General features: G+C 53.2%; 17 protein-coding genes and 1 pseudogene. 13 read left to right on the forward strand and 5 right to left on the reverse strand.

What is annotated here, in order from left to right; all coding sequences use genetic code 11:
* Positions 1-49: 49 nt before the first annotated feature.
* Genes iolG through PM3016_RS11195 form a run of 7 tightly spaced genes read left to right on the forward strand, consistent with a single transcriptional unit; the run spans position 50 to position 7,835 of the window.
* Positions 50-1,090, forward strand: a complete 1,041-nt coding sequence (iolG, locus tag PM3016_RS11165; protein ID WP_014369514.1) for a bifunctional inositol 2-dehydrogenase/D-chiro-inositol 1-dehydrogenase — start codon at positions 50-52, stop codon at positions 1,088-1,090.
* A 47-nt stretch (positions 1,091-1,137) separates the two neighbouring features.
* Positions 1,138-1,989 carry a 2-keto-myo-inositol isomerase gene (gene iolI / locus PM3016_RS11170; protein ID WP_014369515.1) on the forward strand — a complete coding sequence of 284 codons (852 nt, stop codon included), beginning with the start codon at positions 1,138-1,140 and terminating at the stop codon, positions 1,987-1,989.
* Between the two features lie 28 nt (positions 1,990-2,017).
* A complete protein-coding gene (locus tag PM3016_RS11175) occupies positions 2,018-2,869 on the forward strand; it encodes a transketolase (protein ID WP_014369516.1) in 852 nt (283 codons plus the stop codon).
* 2 nt (positions 2,870-2,871) lie between these two features.
* Positions 2,872-3,828, forward strand: coding sequence for a transketolase family protein (locus tag PM3016_RS11180; protein ID WP_014369517.1), 957 nt, complete (start codon positions 2,872-2,874; stop codon positions 3,826-3,828).
* 30 nt (positions 3,829-3,858) lie between these two features.
* Positions 3,859-5,286: an aldehyde dehydrogenase family protein gene (locus PM3016_RS11185; RefSeq protein ID WP_014369518.1), complete on the forward strand. Its 1,428-nt coding sequence runs from the start codon at positions 3,859-3,861 to the stop codon at positions 5,284-5,286.
* A complete protein-coding gene (locus PM3016_RS11190; protein WP_014369519.1) occupies positions 5,279-6,373 on the forward strand; it encodes a tartrate dehydrogenase in 1,095 nt (364 codons plus the stop codon). The genes PM3016_RS11185 and PM3016_RS11190 overlap by 8 nt, the downstream gene beginning before the upstream one ends.
* 7 nt (positions 6,374-6,380) lie before the next feature.
* Positions 6,381-7,835, forward strand: a complete 1,455-nt coding sequence (locus PM3016_RS11195; RefSeq protein ID WP_014369520.1) for a CoA-acylating methylmalonate-semialdehyde dehydrogenase — start codon at positions 6,381-6,383, stop codon at positions 7,833-7,835.
* 220 nt (positions 7,836-8,055) lie between these two features.
* On the opposite strand, the gene PM3016_RS11200 is transcribed toward PM3016_RS11195, so the two are convergent.
* Together PM3016_RS11200 and PM3016_RS11205 are read right to left on the reverse strand one after the other, a co-directional pair.
* Positions 8,056-8,445 carry a tautomerase family protein gene (locus PM3016_RS11200; protein ID WP_014369521.1) on the reverse strand — a complete coding sequence of 130 codons (390 nt, stop codon included), beginning with the start codon at positions 8,443-8,445 and terminating at the stop codon, positions 8,056-8,058.
* Positions 8,446-8,522: 77 nt separating this feature from the next.
* Complete coding sequence (locus PM3016_RS11205; protein WP_014369522.1) at positions 8,523-9,323, reverse strand: DeoR/GlpR family DNA-binding transcription regulator; 801 nt, start codon at positions 9,321-9,323, stop codon at positions 8,523-8,525.
* A gap of 343 nt (positions 9,324-9,666) precedes the next feature.
* Between PM3016_RS11205 and iolB the strand changes: the two genes are divergently transcribed.
* The 5 genes from iolB (at position 9,667) to fba (ending at position 15,316) form a co-directional block, all read left to right on the forward strand.
* Entirely contained in the window at positions 9,667-10,494 is an 828-nt protein-coding gene (gene iolB, locus PM3016_RS11210) for a 5-deoxy-glucuronate isomerase (RefSeq protein WP_014369523.1), read from the forward strand.
* A gap of 21 nt (positions 10,495-10,515) precedes the next feature.
* Entirely contained in the window at positions 10,516-11,505 is a 990-nt protein-coding gene (iolC, locus tag PM3016_RS11215) for a 5-dehydro-2-deoxygluconokinase (protein WP_014369524.1), read from the forward strand.
* A gap of 39 nt (positions 11,506-11,544) precedes the next feature.
* Entirely contained in the window at positions 11,545-13,458 is a 1,914-nt protein-coding gene (iolD, locus tag PM3016_RS11220; RefSeq protein WP_014369525.1) for a 3D-(3,5/4)-trihydroxycyclohexane-1,2-dione acylhydrolase (decyclizing), read from the forward strand.
* 49 nt (positions 13,459-13,507) lie between these two features.
* A complete protein-coding gene (locus tag PM3016_RS11225) occupies positions 13,508-14,374 on the forward strand; it encodes a sugar phosphate isomerase/epimerase family protein (protein WP_014369526.1) in 867 nt (288 codons plus the stop codon).
* A 66-nt stretch (positions 14,375-14,440) separates the two neighbouring features.
* Positions 14,441-15,316: a class II fructose-1,6-bisphosphate aldolase gene (gene fba / locus PM3016_RS11230; RefSeq protein ID WP_014369527.1), complete on the forward strand. Its 876-nt coding sequence runs from the start codon at positions 14,441-14,443 to the stop codon at positions 15,314-15,316.
* Positions 15,317-15,381: 65 nt separating this feature from the next.
* Here the strand turns inward: fba and PM3016_RS11235 are convergent, their stop codons facing one another.
* Positions 15,382-16,134: a DeoR/GlpR family DNA-binding transcription regulator gene (locus tag PM3016_RS11235; protein ID WP_014369528.1), complete on the reverse strand. Its 753-nt coding sequence runs from the start codon at positions 16,132-16,134 to the stop codon at positions 15,382-15,384.
* Positions 16,135-16,349: 215 nt separating this feature from the next.
* Between PM3016_RS11235 and PM3016_RS11240 the strand changes: the two genes are divergently transcribed.
* A complete protein-coding gene (locus tag PM3016_RS11240) occupies positions 16,350-17,147 on the forward strand; it encodes an inositol monophosphatase family protein (protein WP_014369529.1) in 798 nt (265 codons plus the stop codon).
* Between the two features lie 161 nt (positions 17,148-17,308).
* Here PM3016_RS11240 and PM3016_RS11245 read toward each other — a convergent pair.
* Both PM3016_RS11245 and PM3016_RS11250 read right to left on the reverse strand, forming a co-directional pair.
* Positions 17,309-18,234, reverse strand: a pseudogene (locus PM3016_RS11245) (sugar phosphate isomerase/epimerase family protein).
* Between the two features lie 267 nt (positions 18,235-18,501).
* Positions 18,502-19,428, reverse strand: a complete 927-nt coding sequence (locus tag PM3016_RS11250) for an AraC family transcriptional regulator (protein WP_014369531.1) — start codon at positions 19,426-19,428, stop codon at positions 18,502-18,504.
* Positions 19,429-19,530: the final 102 nt, after the last annotated feature.

Below are 19,530 nucleotides of genomic sequence, written 5' to 3' on the forward strand. Positions count from 1 at the left end.
ATTAATAAGGAAGAAGTACAGCTATCCTACATTCAGGAGGAATCGAATCATGACATTGAAGATCGGTGTAATTGGAACAGGGGCCATCGGACGCGAGCATATCAGAAGAATTACCAATAACTTGTCCGGCGGCAGAATTACCGCAGTAACGGATGTGAATCAGGAAGCGGCCAAAGCCGTGGTCGAGCAGTTCGGGCTGGATGCGGTTGTGTATCCGGATGACCGAACGCTTATTGCTTCCGAGCAAGTGGACGCCATTCTGGTGACCAGCTGGGGGCCGGCCCATCAGGCCAGTGTCATGGCGGGGATTGAAGCCGCCAAGTATGTCTTCTGCGAGAAGCCGCTGGCCACGACGGCGGAGGGATGCAGGAGTATTGTGGACGCGGAAATCAAATTCGGCAGGCGTCTTGTGCAGGTGGGCTTTATGCGTCGCTATGATAACGGATACATCCAGCTGAAAGAAGCGATCGACAGCAACTATATCGGGGAGCCGCTGATGATTCGCTGCGCGCACCGTAATCCATCCGTAGACGAGGGCTATACGACGGATATGGCGATCACCGATACCCTGATTCATGAAATCGACGTGCTGCACTGGCTGATCAACGATGATTACAGCTCCGTCCAGGTAACCTATCCCAAGAAAACCAGACATGCTTCGAGCCACTTGCGTGATCCGCAGCTGGTGACGCTGGAGACGGCAAAAGGGATCGTGATCTCCGCTGAAATCTTCGTAAACTGCAAGTATGGCTATGACATCCAATGTGAAGTGATTGGGGAAGAGGGGATTGTGAAGCTGCCTGAGGTGGCAAGCATCACCTACCGTAAGGAGGCCAAACTGGGCGTCCATCTGCTCATGGACTGGAAACAGCGGTTCCTTGATGCCTATGACAGGGAGCTCCAGGATTTTATCGATTCGATCCGGAAACACGGGCAGCCGCAGGGACCGACTTCGTGGGACGGATATATTGCTGCGGTGACAGCGGACGCTTGCGTGAAGGCGCAGGAATCCGGTCACAGGGAAACGATTGTGTTCGGTGAAAAGCCGGAATTATACAGGGACTACGAGGTCAGCTTCCACCGCGTGTAGTAGGTTCCTATAGAGGGCATGATCAATCCGGTAAGGGAGAGAATGAGATGAAGCTGTGTTTTAACCAAGCGACAACGCTGAACAATTCGAATTTGGTCAAGGACCTGGAGTACTGCGAGAAGCACGGTTACGATTATATCGAAATCCGGACCATGGACAAGCTGCCGGAGTATCTGCAGGATCATTCGATCGACGATCTGGCTCATTATTTCCAGACCCATCATATTAAGCCTCTGGCATTTAACGCCTTGGTCTTCTTCAACAACCGCGATCAGGCCGGCCATGAAGAAATCATCCGGGAGTTCAAGGACATGATGGAGATGGGATCGAAGCTGGGGGTGCAGTACGTTGTAGCCGTCCCCCTGGTGACCACGGACAAAATACGGAAAGCGGACATCAAGAGCAGCTGCGTGGAAGTGCTGAGGGAGCTGTCGGATATCGCCAAGCCTTATGGTCTGAAGATTGCAGTCGAATTTGTCGGACATCCGCAGTGCACGGTGAACACGTTCGGTCAGGCATACGATATTGTAGAGGCCGTGGACCGGGCTAATGTAGGTCTGGTTCTGGACTGCTTCCACTTTCATGCCATGGGCTCGAAGCCGGAGGATTTGGAGAAAGCCGACGCGTCCAAAATTTTCATCCTCCATATCGACGATACCGAGGACTTCCCCATCGGCTTCCTGACCGATGATGACCGGGTATGGCCCGGACTCGGTGCGATCGATCTGGATCATATCTTATCGACCCTCAAGAAGAACGGGTACTCGGACGTGGTATCGGTGGAATTATTCCGGCCGGAATATTATGAGCTCGATGCGGAAGAAGCGATCCGAACCGCGAAAGAGACTACACTTCAGGTAGTATCGAGATACTTCGACCTTCAGTCGGTCGTCGGGTAATGTACCACGAAAATAACGGGGTGAGGTTATGAATACGGCTTTCCAAAGCTGCTCAGCAGATGAATTGACGAAGAAAGCTTCAGAGGCACGGAGAATCATTCTCGAAACCGTGCACTATGCGAATGCCGGCCACGTGGGAGGGCCCTTGTCGGCCATCGACATGCTCATCGCACTGTACTTTTCCGTGATGAACATCAACCCGGATGACCCGCAGTGGGAAGACCGGGACCGCTTTGTACTCTCGAAAGGGCATTCCGCGGTTGCGTTGTATACGGCGCTTGCCCTCCGGGGGTACTTCCCCCTCGAGGAGCTGAAGACGTTCGACCATATCGATTCCAGGCTGCAGGCGCATCCGGATATGAAGCTGCTGCCCGGACTGGACATGTCGTCAGGCTCGCTTGGCCTGGGAATCTCTACGGCCGTCGGCCTGGCCCTAGGAGCGAAGCTCAAGCATCAAACCTTCTATACTTACTGCATGATCGGCGACGGGGAATCGCAGGAAGGGCAGGTATGGGAAGCGGCCGATGTCGCTTCCAAATATAAGCTGAACAACTTGATTGCATTCTTGGATTATAACAAGCTTCAGCAGTACGGCTGGAAAGGGACGGACCGGGAGAGGGAAGTGCCGGTTACGGCACCGGAGCTGCGCTGGGAGGCATTCGGCTGGAACGTCATCAGCATCGACGGGCATGACATGGCCCAAATTCTCGATGCCTGCGCTCAGGCGAAGACGGTGGCGGACCGGCCGACCGTAATCATTGCGCATACGCTCAAAGGCAAAGGGGTCAGCTTTATGGAGAACAACTACCTCTGGCATGCCAAGGTTCCCGATGCGGACGAGTTGAACCGTGCCATTCACGAGATCGAAGCGGAGGGCTGAAGATGACAAGCATGCTATCGGAAAAGCAGGCGGCAATGAGGGATGTATTCGGGGACGTCCTGCTGGAGCTCTCCAAGGCGGACCCCAGGGTACTGGCCCTGGACGGGGACTTGGCGAACTCCACCAAACTCGATAAGGTGGCGGAGCACAATCCGAGCCAGTTCCTGCAGATGGGCATCGCGGAACAGAACATGCTGAGCGTTGCGGCAGGCCTGGCTGCGGTTGGGTTTCAGCCCTGGACGTGCTCGTTCGCGGCTTTCATCTCCAAACGGGCGATCGACCAGATTCAGGTGAATGTGGCTCAGCCCAAGCTGGATGTGAAGATGGTCGGCGCCTACAGCGGTCTGCTGACAGGCTGCACAGGCAAAACGCATCAGGCGCTCGAGGACATCGCGATGATGAGAAGCCTTGCCCATATGGTGGTATTGGCTCCCGCAGACGGAATTGAAGTTCGCAGGGTCATGGAATTTGCCCATCAGTATAACGGCCCGGTATATATACGGTTAGCGAGGGACCCCCTGCCTTATCTCTTTGACGACAGCCATACCTTCACCTTGGGCAAAGGCGTTCAGGTGAAGAGCGGGTCCCATGTCACCATCATCTCGACCGGCACCGAGACGGTCCGGGCACTTCAGGCTGCGGAGTTATTGGAAGGGGAGGGCATCCGGGCGGCCGTTCTGCATATGCCTTCCATCAAGCCGATCGATCATGAAGCGATCATCCGGGCTGCGGAAACGACCGGAGCCATTGTGACGGCGGAAGAACACAGCATCATCGGAGGCTTGGGAAGTGCGGTAGCCGAGGTCCTGGTCGAGAACAGGCCTGTTCCCATGCGGCGCGTCGGTGTTCGCGATCTCAATGCCGAATCCGGATCGAACGAAGCGCTTCTGAAGAAGTTTGGGATTGCGCCTGAACATATAGCGGAAGCGGTGCGTGAGGTTTTGGCGCGCAAAGTGTAAAAGAAAAAGAAGAAGACGGAGGAGTACAGGATGGAGAGGGAACAGAAGCTCTTTATTAACGGCGAATGGGTGTCAACAGGACAAACCCATCACGTCTATAACAAATATACCGGGGAGCTGTTCTGCGAGGTGTACAAAGCCGGAGCCCATGAAGTGAACCATGCCGTCGAAGCCGCCGAGTATGCCTTCAAGCATGTGTCCTTCCCGGCGGAAGAAAGAGCTGCCGTCTTGACGAAGGTGGCGCAGCTGCTGCGGGAGAATGTGGAAGACATCGCCAGATGCATCGCGGAGGAGGGCGGCAAGCCGCTCAAGGACGCCCGGGTGGAAGTGGGCCGCTCGGCCAACACCTTCCAGCTGTCCGCCGAGGAGGCCAAGTATTTAAAGGGAGAGCTGATTCCAAGCCAAGCCTCCCCCAATATCGGCAGCCGGCTGATGTATACGATCAAGAAGCCGGCCGGCGTCGTCTGCGCGATCTCCCCGTTCAACTTCCCGCTGAATCTCGTTACGCACAAAGTGGCGCCGGCTTTGGCGGCTGGCAACCCGGTCATCATCAAGCCGGCATCCGATACTTCCGTGTGTGCGCTTAAGCTGTGCGAGCTGCTGGAACAGGCAGGTGTGCCTAAAGGTTATGTCCACTGTCTGGTGGGAGAGGGCTCCACGGTCGGCGAAATGCTCCTGAAAGATCCGCGCATCCAAATTTACACGTTCACCGGATCTCCCGGAGTAGGCAAGCATATTCAGGAAACGGTCGGCATGCGCAGGACGATTCTGGAGCTCGGCTCCAATTCGGCAACCATTGTACATGAAGACGGGGATGTGGAGAAAGCGGCAAAAAAACTGGCCAAGATGGCGTTTGCCCATGCCGGCCAGGTGTGTATTTCCGTTCAGCGCATCTACGTCCACCAACGTGTAGAGAAGGCATTCATGGATTTGTTTATAGATGAGGTCAAACAGCTGAAGGTCGGCGATCCGCTGGATCCGTTAACGGAGGTGGGGCCGATGATCAGCGAGAAAGAGGCGAAACGGATCGAAGCCTGGGTCAACGAGGCCAAGGAAGCCGGAGCGCAAATTGCCATCGGAGGCAGCCGAAGCCGCTGCGTCTATGAACCGACGGTCATTACAGGGGCCGGCAAAGGGATGAAGGTGGTGGACGAGGAGGTATTCGCCCCCGTCGTTACGGTTACGTCTTATGAAACCATAGAAGAAGCCATCCGTCAGGTCAACGATTCCAAGTACGGCCTCCAGGCGGGGGTGTATACCGGTTCGATCTCGCTGGCACACCGTCTTCCCTATCTGCTGGAGGTAGGCGGCGTCATCATCAACGATACATGCAACTTCAGAGCCGACCACATGCCTTACGGCGGTGTGAAAGACAGCGGTATGGGCAAAGAGGGGCCGCATTATGCCGTGGAGGAAATGTCGGAGACGGTCACGGTTGTGGTGAATCTGGATGAATAGCCATCGCATCGCTGTCATTCCGGGAGATGGAATTGGACCGGAGGTTATAGCCCAAGGGATCAAAGTATTAAACCATATTGCCGCGCTCGATGGAAAGCTGCAGTTTGAGTTTACATATTATCCTTGGGGCTGCGAGTTCTACAGCAAGCACGGCAGGATGATGGATGACGACGGTCTGGACCAGCTGAGTCAGCATGAAGCCATCTATCTGGGGGCCGTCGGCTATCCCGGCGTACCTGACCACATCTCGCTCTGGGAGCTGCTGCTCAAGATCCGCAAAGGCTTCGACCAGTATGTCAACCTTCGGCCGATTACCCTGCTTGAAGGTGCACCATGTTCCCTTAAGGAGGTTACGCGTGAGGGGATCGATATGCTGGTGATCCGCGAGAACAGCGAAGGGGAGTATGCCGGAGCCGGCGATTGGCTGTTCAAAGGCAAGCCGGAAGAGGTAGTGCTTCAGACGGGCGTGTTCTCCCGGATGGGCACGGAGCGGATCATCCGTTACAGCTATGAGACCGCCCGAAGGCTCGGCAGGTCGCTGACGAGCATCAGCAAAGCCAATGCGCTCAATTATTCCATGGTGTTCTGGGACCAGGTGTTCGAAGAAGTGGGCCGGGAATACCCGGATGTCCCAACCTCTTCCTATTTGGTGGATGCAGCGAGCATGTTCTTTGTCCGTGAGCCCGAACGCTTTGAGGTCGTGGTGACCTCGAATTTGTTCGGCGACATCTTGACCGACCTGGGAGCGGCGCTTGTCGGGGGCCTCGGCCTTGCGGCCGGAGCCAATATCAATCCCGAGAGAAAGTACCCTTCCATGTTCGAGCCGATCCACGGATCGGCACCTGACATTGCGGGCAGGGGGATTGCGAATCCGCTCGCCGCGGTCTGGTCGGCAAGCCAGCTGCTTGACTTCTTGGGCTACGAACATCATGGCCGCAGCGTGCTGAAGGCCATCGAAACCGTGATGACCGATGGCAAGGTCTTCACACCGGATATGGGAGGCAGGGCATCGACGGAGCAGGTAGGGAATGCCGTCGTTGAGGCTCTGCATGCATTGCAGCCAATTCACTCACCTTGGAAAGGATGAAACATACATGACACAGAGTCCGAAAACCATGCAAAACTACATTGGGGGACAATGGGTGGATGCGGCCTCCGAACGGACGGATATCGTCACGAACCCGGCAACGGGAGAGGCGATCGCTTCCGTTCCGCTCTCCTCCAAGGAAGACGTGGACCGTGCGGTCACGAAGGCCAGAGCCGCATTCAAGGAGTGGAGCAAAGTTCCGGTGCCGCGCAGAGCACGGATCCTGTTCAAATACCAGCAGCTGCTTGTGGAGCATTGGGATGAGCTGGCCCGGCTGGTTACGTTGGAGAACGGCAAAAACTACGCGGAAGCCTACGGAGAAGTGCAGCGCGGCATTGAATGTGTGGAATTCGCTGCAGGTGCGCCGACATTGATGATGGGCAGCGGGCTTCCGGATATCGCAACCGGACTGGAATCCTATATGTACCGCTATCCCATAGGGGTTGTCGGCGGGATCACGCCATTCAACTTCCCGATGATGGTGCCGTGCTGGATGTTCCCGCTCGCCATCGCTTGCGGCAACACGTTCGTGCTGAAGCCTTCGGAGCGGACGCCGATCCTGGCCTGCCGCCTGGCTGAGCTGCTTCAGGAAGCCGGACTGCCTGACGGAGTCTTCAACATCGTACATGGCGCACATGACGTGGTGAACGGTTTGCTGGAGCATCCGGAGGTCGCCGCCATTTCATTCGTCGGCTCGCAGCCGGTTGCGGAATATGTGTACAAGACCGCGGCGGCACAGGGCAAGAGAGTGCAGGCTCTGGGCGGAGCGAAGAATCACTCCATTGTGCTCCCGGATGCGGATATGAACCTGGCGGTCAAGGAAATCATCAATGCCGCGTTCGGATCGGCGGGAGAGCGCTGCATGGCGTGCTCCGTAGTCGTAGCGGTCGGCGAGATTGCAGACCCCTTGGTGGAGCAATTGGTGGGTACGGCCAAACAATTAACCATCGGGAACGGGATGGACAAAGCGAACTTCCTCGGCCCGGTCATCCGCGAATCGCATAAAGCGAGAACAATTGGTTATATCGAGAAGGGGGTCGATGAAGGGGCCCGCCTTGTGTTGGATGGGCGGCGGAACGAGGCTGCGCCCAGTGAAGGGTATTTTATCGGCCCGACGATCTTCGATGAGGCCAAAGCGGGGATGACGATCTGGAACGATGAAATCTTTGCGCCCGTACTGCAAATCGTTCGTGCGGACAGTCTGCAGGATGCCATTGAGATCGCGAATCAATCCGAGTTTGCCAATGGAGCTTGCTTGTACACCTCCAGCGGCAAGGCCGTTCGTGAGTTCAGGGAGAATATCGATGCGGGCATGCTGGGCGTCAATGTCGGCGTTCCTGCCCCCATGGCCTTCTTCCCCTTCTCCGGCTACAAGAAGTCTTTCTATGGCGATCTCCATGCCAACGGCAGAGACGGCGTAGAGTTCTATACCCGCAAGAAAATGGTGGTAGCACGGTACTAATCCGGCGGCGCTGTCCTTGATCGTTAAGAGGGCGGCGCCTCTTTTTTGCCGTTTACTCTGGTTCAGCCGCGTCCGGCGGCATACCTCCATTGAATTTTGCTTTGCTATCTCCGGACGCACAAAGGCCCATGTCCTGGAGGTGGAGTACCTTCAACAAAGGACATGAGCCTAATAAGGAGTATTTCAACGGAGCGTCTATGCGGCATCGACTAGCAGAGGGTCATAACAGACCGGCTAAAAACTGTGCCTTACCCAATCCGAAGCTCCAGTCGGCTTCGCTGTTCTCTGTAATGGAAATCATCAAATCCGTAGGAGCGATGCCGCATTCCTGTTCCAGGCGCTCGGCCAGCAGGGCATAGAGCTTTTGTTTTTGCTCCGGTGTTCGGGTTTTGCTGACAACGCTGATGATGACTATATCGTTGGTGCGCGGATAGCCCAGGCCCGTATCTTCAATGATCAGCTCTTGAGGCGGATGCTGGTGCACGATTTGGTAACGGTCACGGACAGGAACCTGGAAGGCATCGACCATGGCCTGGTGACAGGTGTCGAGCAATTTCTTCAGGGACTCGGGGCTGCGCCCTTCAATTAAATCAAAGCGTAAAAGTGGCATTCTTCATTTCTCCTTTTTGGATAGAATAGGTTCACCGCCGGCTGATTTATGATCCGCTCATGCGGAGTTCACCTCCTTTAAAACCCTGCACCGGGAGCATTCAGCTTCCTGTTCTGTTCCTCATCCGGATGAGCATGCCGGATCTCAATGTCATGAGCCGCACAAAACTCTTGGTATTCTCTTGGAAGAGCCTGCGAAGTAATAATGGTGTCCACCCGGGAGAGGGGGGCATAGGTGAGAAGGGTCGACTTTCCGAATTTGCTTGCATCGGCCAGGAGAATGAGCTTTTTTGCTTTCTCCGAGATGATCTTCTTGATTTCATATTCGAGCGGATCCGAATTCGTAAGCCCATGCGTGTCGCTCACACCGGTGACCGACATGAAGGCTTTGTTGACGTTGTACTTGTCAAGCGAACGCGGATCGTCGAGGCCGATAAACGATTCGGTGTTTCGTTTGTAGAAATTCCCGACCACAAACAAGTCGACATTCGGCATGCTCGAGACCCCGTTGATCACATCCAGGCTGTTCGTCAAGATCGTCAGGGGTTTGTCGGGATCCAGGTAATGGACCATGTATCTTGTCGTCGTTCCGGAATCAATAAAAATAAGATCGTTCTCTTCAATGCAGGAAGAGGCAAGGCGGCCGATCTCGTGCTTTTCGGATTGGTTCTTTATCGTTCGGTTCTTGAAGGATACCAATTCAGGGTTGGAAACCACACCGCCATATACTTTTTGAATGGTTCCTTTTTCCGAGATTTGATTGATGTCCCGGCGGATTGTATTTTTGGATACGTCGAATCTGAGGCAGAGCTCATCCAGCGTCACATTTTTTCTGGAATGAATGTATTCTTCGATGTGGTTAAGGCGTATATCTCTCATTTTCGATACCCCTGTTAGGTTTTGAATTGCTCTCACTATATCATATGTTCAAAATATTATCAATAGTTAACAAATAGTATACAATAATGTTCCCGAATATTGTGGTGATATGATGATTTGTGATGGATATGCCGTGTTTTATGGAAAGAAACCATGCATATTTTCAATGTTCTCCATTGTAACGTACATTTGTGAGAGATTGTTTCAATATTTCGGCTCCTTTTTTAGCTTGACGGCAATATCTTAATTAGTTATGATAAAAATATAACCAAAATATAATCAAAAGTTTGATGGTTTGTTGTGATATCGCAGCAAACACCAGAAGAAAGGGAGGGATATACTCATGTCAGTCCAATTGCTTCGTAAAGCGGGCAATATCAGCTTGGGCGACGAGGGCGGCGTAACGATCGTGCATGAGATTCCGGCCAAGGAGTCTATACTCCAATACGTCGGGTTTAAAGTCATTGACATGAAACCAGGCGCGCAGTATGAGGAAGCGCTGCAGCAGGAAGAATGCTGCATCGTTGCGCTCAGAGGGAGAATCACCGTAGCCGACGGAGAGAGGACGTTCGAGCATATTGGGACGAGAGACAGCGTTTTTGAGAAGAAGCCTACCGACAGCGTATATGTATCCAATGACAGAACCTTCCTGATCCATGCCGACAAGGAGGCCAGGGTCGCCTTGTGCTACTCCCCTTCTGACAAGCAGCTTCCTACCCGGCTGATCAGGGCTGAGGATGTAGGAGTGGAGCATCGCGGCAAGTATCAAAACCAGCGTACGGTACATAACATTTTGCCGGATCACCATCCTTCCGCGAACAGTTTGCTTGTTGTGGAAGTGTTTACGGAAGGCGGGAACTTCTCCAGCTACCCGCCCCACAAACATGACCGGGACTGTTTGCCGGAAGAGTCTTTGCTGGAAGAGACTTATTACCATGAACTCGATCCGCAGCAGGGCTTTGTCTTCCAGCGGGTGTATACGGATGACCGGAGCATTGATGAAACGATGGCCGTTGAGCACGGAGATGTCGTCCTGGTCCCGGCAGGTTACCACCCGGTCGGCGTGCCGGACGGCTACACCTCGTATTACCTGAATGTGATGGCAGGGCCGCAGCGCATCTGGAAATTTTACAATGATCCGGCACACGAATGGATCTTGAACCGTGATTGAATTGGAAGGAGCTGTCAGGATATGAGCGGTGGAGCAGCGGATGACAAGCGATTTGATCTGATTGCCATTGGAAGGGCCTGCATCGATTTGAATGCCGTGGAGTATAACCGGCCGATGGAAGAGACCATGAACTTTACCAAATATGTAGGCGGGTCGCCTGCCAATATTGCGATCGGGGTATCGAGACTGGGGCTGAGGGCCGGCTTTATTGGGAAGCTTGCGGACGATCAGCATGGCCGGTTTATCAAGAAGTATTTAAGCGATGCCGGAGTCGATACTTCGCAGCTCATCGTGGACCGGGAGGGGCATAAGACGGGGCTGGCTTTCACGGAGATCAAAAGTCCGGAAGAATGCAGCATCTTGATGTACCGCGACCTGGCGGCGGATTTATATTTGAAGCCGGAGGAAGTCAGTGAAGGCTACATCAGTCAAGCGCATACGCTCCTTGTTTCCGGTACTGCGCTCGCCCAGAGTCCATCCAGAGAAGCCGTGTTGAAAGCGATTCAATTCGCCAAGAGACAAGGGGTCAAGGTCGTATTTGAACTGGATTACCGTCCTTATACCTGGAAGTCTGCAGAAGAGACCGCGATCTATTACTCCTTGGTGGCCGAGCAGTCCGATATTGTGATCGGCACGAGAGACGAGTACGACGTACTGGAGAACAAAGCGGGAGGATCGAACGAAGAGACCACCGGCTATTTGTTCCGGCACAAGCCCGAGCTGATCGTGATCAAACACGGTGTGGACGGCTCCTACGCGTACACCAGGGCAGGCGATGTGATCCGGGCGCATGCCTATCGAACCAAGGTGTTAAAAACATTCGGCGCCGGTGATTCCTACGCCTCCGCTTTCCTGTATGCGCTCGCTCAAGGCAAAGACATTGAAACCGCGCTGAAATATGGAAGTGCTTCCGCATCGATCGTTGTCAGCAGGCACAGTTCTTCTGATGCCCTGCCGCAGGTAGAGGACATTGAGGCCGTGATCGCCGGGCATCTCATTGCGAATGGATAGACAGGGCATTTTTATCTTTAGTCAAAGGTGGAGTCGGTAATGGGCAGCAAAATCAGATTAACTACATCCCAGGCACTGATCAAATTCCTTAACCAGCAGTATATCCATGTCGATGGCAGAGAGTCGCCGTTTGTGGAAGGGATCTTTACGATTTTCGGACACGGGAATGTGCTGGGGATCGGGCAGGCACTCGAACAGGACCCGGGGCATCTCAAGGTGCTGCAGGGCAAAAATGAACAAGGCATGGCTCATGCGGCCATTGCGTACAGCAAAGAAAAGCTGCGCAAAAAAATCTATGCGGTGTCCACCTCGTCCGGGCCGGGTTCGGCCAACCTGGTAACGGCTGCCGGAACGGCTCTCGCCAATAACATCCCGGTCCTGCTCCTGCCGGCCGATACCTATGCCACGAGACAGCCTGATCCGGTTCTGCAGCAGATTGAACAGGAGTACAGCATTGCCGTCACAACGAACGATGCGCTGAAGCCCGTTTCCCGTTACTGGGATCGGGTGACCCGGCCCGAACAGCTGATGAGCAGCCTGATTCGCGGCTTTGAGGTGCTGACCGATCCGGCCAGAAGCGGTCCCGTTACGATCTGCATCTGTCAGGATGTGGAAGGGGAAGCGTTTGATTATGAAGAGTCGTTCTTCCAGAAACGCATTCATTATGTGGACCGCAAGGAGCCGAGCGAACGCGAACTGGAAGCGGCGGTACAGCTGATCCGGGAGAGCCGCAAGCCGCTGATCCTTGTGGGCGGCGGGGTCAAGTATTCGGAAGCCCGGGAGGAGCTGACGGCCTTGTCGGAGCGGTATCAGATTCCGCTTGTGGAAACACAGGCGGGCAAATCTGCGGTCGAATCCACCTTCCGGAACAATCTTGGAGGCATGGGCATTACCGGAACGCTCGCTGCGAACAAGGCTGCCCGGCAGGCGGACCTGATTATCGGCATCGGCACCCGGTATACCGATTTTGCCACCTCTTCCAAAACGGCCTTCGATTTTGACCGGACCAAGTTCCTGAATATCAATGTCAGCCGTATGCAGGCGTATAAGCTGGATGCCGTTCAAGTCGTTGCGGACGCCAAAGTCACGCTTCAACAACTGTACCCCCTGCTGGAAGGCTACAGCAGTGACTTTGGTCCGGTCATCCCGGAGCTCAGGGCCGAATGGGATGCGGAGCGGGAGCGGTTAAGCCGGGTGGAATTCAGTCGATCGGGTTTCCTGCCGGAGATCAAAAACCAATTCTCGCAGGAAACGATGAATGAATATGCGGATGCCCTGGGAACGGAGCTCCCGCAGACAACGGCGTTACTTGCCATCAATGACACCATTGAGAATGACAGCATTATCCTCAGTTCGGCAGGCTCTCTTCCGGGTGACCTGCAGAGATTATGGAATGCGGAAGTACCGAATACATACCATCTGGAGTATGGATATTCGTGTATGGGTTATGAGGTATCCGGCACGCTGGGACTCAAACTGGCCCATCCCGACAAGGAAGTATATTCCATTGTGGGTGACGGAAGCTTCCTTATGCTTCACTCCGAACTCATTACAGCGATGCAATACCATCAAAAAATCAACATCCTGCTCTTCGATAATTCCGGCTTCGGCTGCATCAACAATCTGCAGATGGATTATGGCTCCGGAAGCTTCTTCTGCGAGTTCCGGACGGCCGACAACCGGATTATGAATATCGACTATGCCAAAGTGGCGGAAGGCTACGGAGCCAAAGTGTATCGCGTCAACAGTGTGGAAGCCCTGAAGAGTGCACTGGAAGATGCGAAGCTTCAGGAGACGTCCACGCTGATCGATATGAAGGTGCTGCCCAAAACGATGACGGACGGCTACGACAGCTGGTGGAATCTCGGGGTAGCGGAAGTCTCCCATAAAGAGGGCATCCAGCGGGCATACGAACATAAATTCGAAATGCTGAAGAGATCCAAATCCTATTAGGCAAACGAGACGGATCTGATCCGCCATTCCAGTCCGGGAGGAAGAAACCATGAAATTAGCCTATGATCCAACCCATTTTAGAGATTCATTGTCGATGGAAGAAATGATTTTTAAAACAGCGGAGCTGGGATACGAATATATCGAGCTGTCCCCCCGTGAAGATTTTTGCCCGTTCTATAAATACCCGAAAGTCGACAAGCAGAAGATCAAGCAGGTCAAAAAGTGGCTGAATGAGGCCGGCGTCAAACTCTCTTCGCTCCTGCCGCTTTATCATTGGGCCGGTCCTGAGGAAGAAAGAAGACAGGCAGCGGTGAGAAACTGGAAGCGGGCCATTGAAATTGCGGTGGAATTGGATGTTGACCTGATGAACAGCGAATTCAGCGGAACCAAATACAATCCTGTGGTCTGCGAGGAACATTTCGTCAGATCGATGGATGAGCTCATCCCGGTGTTTGAGAAAGAAGGCGTAAGATTAAATCTGCAGGCGCACCCCTATGATTTCATCGAGACGAACACGGGTGCGATCGATATGATCCGCGCCTTGGACCGTCCCTGGATCAAGCTGGTGTACTCTACGGCCCACACCTTCTTCTATGATGATGGCATTGGCGATGTAGGGAAGATGCTTGATGAAGCGGGGGATTTGCTCGATCACGTTCTGTTTGCGGATACTTTCAATCATAAAGCGGCCTACGGCCTGCGCTATATCGTGAATCCGCCCGATGCGCAAATTACCGTCCATCAGCATTTGAATATCGGGGAAGGCGAAGTGGATTTTGATACAATTTTCAGAAAGCTGCGGGAAATGAAATTTGACGGGATTGCCACCAATGCGGTATTTGCTTACAGTGACCGGGCGGAGGAATCGAGCGCTTTCATGCTGAAGAAAATGAAAGAAGGCCTCGGCATCGCTTAAATCCCGCTGATCGCGATCACGTATGGATTGAGCAAAAGTAAGAGGCCGGTATGGAGGTGATGCGGTATGGCGTTGGTGTCAATGAAAGAGTTAGTAGTCAAAGCCAAAGAGGAACAATACGCGATCGGCCAGTTCAATGTGAATGGACTTTCCTGGGTGCATGCCATTCTTGACGCGGCGGAGGAAGAAGAAGCTCCTGTCATTCTTGCTGTAACCGATCGATTGATTGACTTTCTGGGCGGTTATAAGACAGTTGCAGCCATGGTTGGCGCGCTGCTCGAAGAAAAGCGTATCCGCGTGCCGGTTGTCCTTCATCTGGATCACGGCAAAACGGTTGACCGTTGTGTGAAAGCCATTGACGCGGGCTTCAGTTCGGTGATGTTCGACGGTTCTCACGGGCCCATCGACCAGAATATCAGGGATACGAGACAAGTGGTGGACTATGCAGCAGCCCGCGGCGTATCCGTAGAAGCGGAAGTGGGGACCGTCGGCGGCATGGAAGACGGCTTGATTGGCGGAATTAGGTACGCCGATCTGCATGAATGCAAGAGGCTTGTGGAGGAGACCGGAATCGATGCGCTGGCGGCAGCCCTTGGGTCCGTACATGGCAAATATCAAGGAGAACCGCAGCTCGGATTCGAGGAAATGGAAGCTGTTTCGCAGGCCGTAGGCATTCCCCTTGTGCTTCATGGGGCTTCGGGAATTCCCCTTCACCAATTACAAAGAGCGATCCGGCTGGGCCATGCGAAAATCAATATCAATACCGATTGTGTGACGGCCTGGACCGCGGAGCTTCGCAAAACTTTGGCGAACCATCCGGAAACGACCGATCCGAGAACCCTATTGACTCCGGCACGGGAAGTCATCAAAGAAACCGTGAAAGGGAAAATTCGGGAATTCGGCTCCTGCGGAAAAGCAAGACGATGGGCTGAAGTGAACTAGAACAGCATAGCGGGTTCGGAAATAAATAAGAGCGCCAAAACGGATTTGGCGCTCTTCACGTTGGGCTATGGGGTAACAAGGGTAATATGCTGCTCCATTGCGTACTGCAGATAGATATCTCCGGGTTTGCTGTTCGTCACGATGTAGTCGATATCGCTTAAGGAGCAGTAGGTCGTTAAAGCATATTTGTCGAATTTGCTGTCATCCAGCATTAAAAACACTTTCATGCTTTTTTTAACCACCGTGCTTTTGATCTCGGTTTCCAAGGGAGAAGCATTGGTGACTCCATTCGTAATGGAGATTCCGGATGTCGAGATGAACGCTTTATTGATATTGTACTTCTGTAAAAATTCAATACTTTGGAATCCGACAAACGAATTGGTTGTGCGTTCAAACATGCCTCCCGTCGAAAAAATCGTCAGCGTAGGAAAGGGTTTGGCCTCCTGCATAAAATCAAAATTGTTGGTGACAATCGTCAGCTGCTTGTTTTTGATAAAATGAACCAATTCCAGTGTCGTCGTGCCGGAATCTACGAAAATGACGTCACCGTCTTCTATAAATTCAGCTGCAAGCCTTGCAACTTCCTGTTTTTTGGTAAGGTTCATATCTTTTCTTTCATTAAATACGACCAAGGTGGAATGATTGACTGAGACCCCGCCGTACACTTTTTTTAGAATCCCCGACTCGATCAGGGGCTCGATGTCTCTGCGGATCGTATTTTTGGATACTCCAAAATGCTCGACCAATTCGTCGAGTGAAACCGTTCCTTGTTCAAATACATATTCTTTTAATTGATTTATCCGCTGTGTTTTGATCATCTTTTGATTCTCCCAATTCATTGTATGACCATTTATGATGCAAACATGAATAATCTGCAATAATCTATCGTTTATTCAATTAAATTATAGCATATCTGCATTGCATTTCCTTAAGAAAGAGAATAAAAAAGAACAAAAAGAAGCCCAAATGATGCGATTTATTTCCCATTATTCTCTTTTCTTATCCTATTTTAAACGTAAGGGAGAAAATAGCCATGAGTTATTTGGAGACCGCATGCAGCGCGGCGAAACAAGCGGGTACAATGATTCTCTCGCAAATGGGCACAGGTCAGGCGGCTGAGAAAAAAAGCTCCAGGTTTGATGTCGTGACGGAAATCGACAAGCGAGCGGAGGAGATGATTCGAAGCATCATCCTGGAATCGTATCCCGACCATGCCTTTCTTGGGGAAGAAGAGACTTTTGGCTCCGGGAAGCCGGTAGAACAGATTCTTAAAGAACGATCCGATCGACCCTATTTGTGGATCGTCGACCCGATCGATGGCACGGCCAATTTTATTCATGGGATCCCGGGATATACTGTGTCTATCGCGCTGCTGTGCAGAGGGGAGCTGAGGCTCGGTGTCATCTATGATCCCTGCAGAGATGATTTATATTGGGCGGAGTCAGGCAAGGGGGCCTTTTGTAATGGTAAGCCCGCCGCGGTAACCGATGCGGAGCAGGCGGAGGATTGTGTGATAGGGACCGGCTTTGTATCAACACCGGCCTATCGGGAGATGAATATCGCCACGATGGAAGCGATCGGCAGGGAATTCAGAACGATCCGGTCGCTCGGCTCGGCTGCGTTAACTTTGGCGTATGTTGCTTGCGGCAAGCTCGATGCCTTTTGGGAGTACGGTTTGAGTGCATGGGACGTTGCCGCGGGTGTGCTGCTCGTTGAGGAGTCCGGGGGAATGGTTACGAACACGAAGGGAGACCCCTTCCGTCTGTGGGATCGGAATATCGCGGCCAGCAATGCGAAGGTGCATTCTACACTTCTTCCTTGTTTGGTTTAATTATGGAATGTAAAAGGGTACCCCGTTGGACCATGCCGTTTCGGAGACGATCCTATCACAAGGGTCATTCCTGGCAGGAAACGTCTGCCAACGCAGCGGCCGGGTGAAAAGAGAAGAAAAGCCTCCAAGACCTCGGAGGCTTTTCTTAATGGGCAGGCCGGTTAGACCGTCAGTCCGCTCGCAGAAACGCCGTCGCGCTGAAACCTTCTCGGCAGAGCATCTTGCAGCAGCTGCATCGACTTTTGAACGCCAGTCAGCGGGTCCATCGTCAAATCTTCCATTCGATTACAATTGGCCCCGCATAGCCGATCATGTTGATCACCGTAAAAAATTCCTTCCACCAGCCGGGCTCATGACCGTAGCCGAGTGCGGCATAATTCCACGAACGCGAAGCAAAGCTGTCCATCGGCTTGACGTCGATCAGGCCATGTGCGCCGCTGATGCCGCGTTCAACGCGCACATCCTTCGCATGGACGTGATAGATCACATCGCCCAGTACACGGGCCGCCGCGATCGGATCTCCCCCCATCCAGAAAAGATGGCTCGGATCAAGGTTCATGCCGATCATCGGGCCGACCTCGCTGCGCAGCTTCAGGAGCGTTTCGGCATTATAGACAAGATTGCATCCCAGGTTCTCAATGGCAATCCGCTTTACACCGTATTCCGCAGCACGCTCGGCTGCCTTCTTCCAATATGGAATCGCGACCTCATTCCACTGCCAAGCCAGACTTTCAAAGTGCTGCGGCAGAATCGGGTGTGTAATCCAATTGGGCAGCGTATCGTTCGGACCGCCTGCGGGGCAGCCGGACATCGTGACAACCGTTTCGACGCCGAGCAGTCCGGCAAGCTTAAAGGTTTTGTTGACAACGGCCTGATGCGCTTTCCCGGTTTCAGTCGGCTCCAGCTGGTTGCCGGAGCAGTTCAGCGCAGCGATTTCCAAGCCTCTTGACCGGATCGCATCCGTAAACTGTCTGCGGCGAAGCTCACTTTCCAGCAGACTGTCGAGCTCAACGTGGGGGGCCTTCGACCAATTCCCGCAGCCCAGCTCCAGCGCTTCGAAACCCAGGGCCGCGCAGGTATCCAGCATTTGTTCAAACGGCAGAAACCCAAGAATATCTGTGACCTATCCTGCTTTCAGCATGCCATTATCTCTTCGTTTAGGGGATGTTGTTTTTCTGTCCCGAATGGATTAGGGTCATATGAAATTTTCGTCAAATTCTTTGGTAATGCTCGTAATTATAAGACAAATGCAAAACCCTGTCTTTGCATTATGCAGACAGGGTTTTGCATTTTGGAGACAACCTGTATAGGACTCTATTTTAACAAACGAATCCCCCGCTTATCGTTTATCCGGTTACAGGGTCTTGATTTTATCCTGGACCTGGAAGGAGAGAGTCTTGGCATCGGCATACAGAGTGCGGAACAGGCCGGGGGCAGTCCGGAACTTTAAGGTGAACGCTCTGGTAAAATATTGGACAGAGGAAAATCCCGCCGTTTCGGCAATGGTTTTGATGGGAAGCGCCGTCGTCTTCAGCAGAGCTGCGGCCGTCTGAAGCCTCTCGTTCTGCACATAATCCGAATAGCTGCCGCCCCACTCTTGGGCGAAGATCCGTGAGAGATGCCTGCCGGAAATGTGAAGATATGCGGCGGTATCGCTAAGCCGCAGCGGCTGGGACAGGTTATCCCTGATAAACAGCTTCGCCTGACTGAACAGCGCGGAAGCGGATTGGGCTTGTGCAGGTTTCTCTTCGCGGTGGTCTTCGGGCACAAATGTACGCAGCAGCGACAGCAGCAGTACGGCAGCGAGGTCATGCAGGATGCGCCCCGCCAGAAAGCCGCCTGATTCGGCGGCCTGCAGCAGCAGCGATTCCCATAACCTCGGCACGATGCTCTCTTGTTTGAGGGCGACCACTATACTGTCGCAGGCCGCGGCTTTCTCCAGCAGGGTATGCCATTCTTCGACCGAGTCCGCTTCATTCAGCTCAAAGCCGACGTAGAGCAGAAACAGGCCATCCTGGCTGGCAATCCGATGCGTGCGCTCCGGTCTAGATAAAAACAACGATCCTGTTTCCAGCCTGAATGCCCGGGTATCTTCCAGGTAGGTGCCGCTTCCTTCGATCACATAACAGATTTCAAAAAAGGAATGCTGATGCGCCGGAATATCGTAGTGCTTCGGCATGACGCCCCAGTAATGGATAGTGAACGCAGCCCCATTTGTGGACAAATAGGTGGTGCTGCGGTTCAGGCTGGCTTTTCCCAATGTGTATATGCTCCATTCCATATAGCATGCCCCCCAGTGTTCCTCCCATCCTATTATATCAGTTGGCGCTGCTTAGGAGGCTGTTAAGAGAACGAAGCGGCAGATCTTTTGGGATCCGATGAT

It is taken from the genome of Paenibacillus mucilaginosus 3016 (assembly GCF_000250655.1).
Taxonomy (GTDB): Bacteria; Bacillota; Bacilli; order Paenibacillales; family NBRC-103111; genus Paenibacillus_G; species Paenibacillus_G mucilaginosus.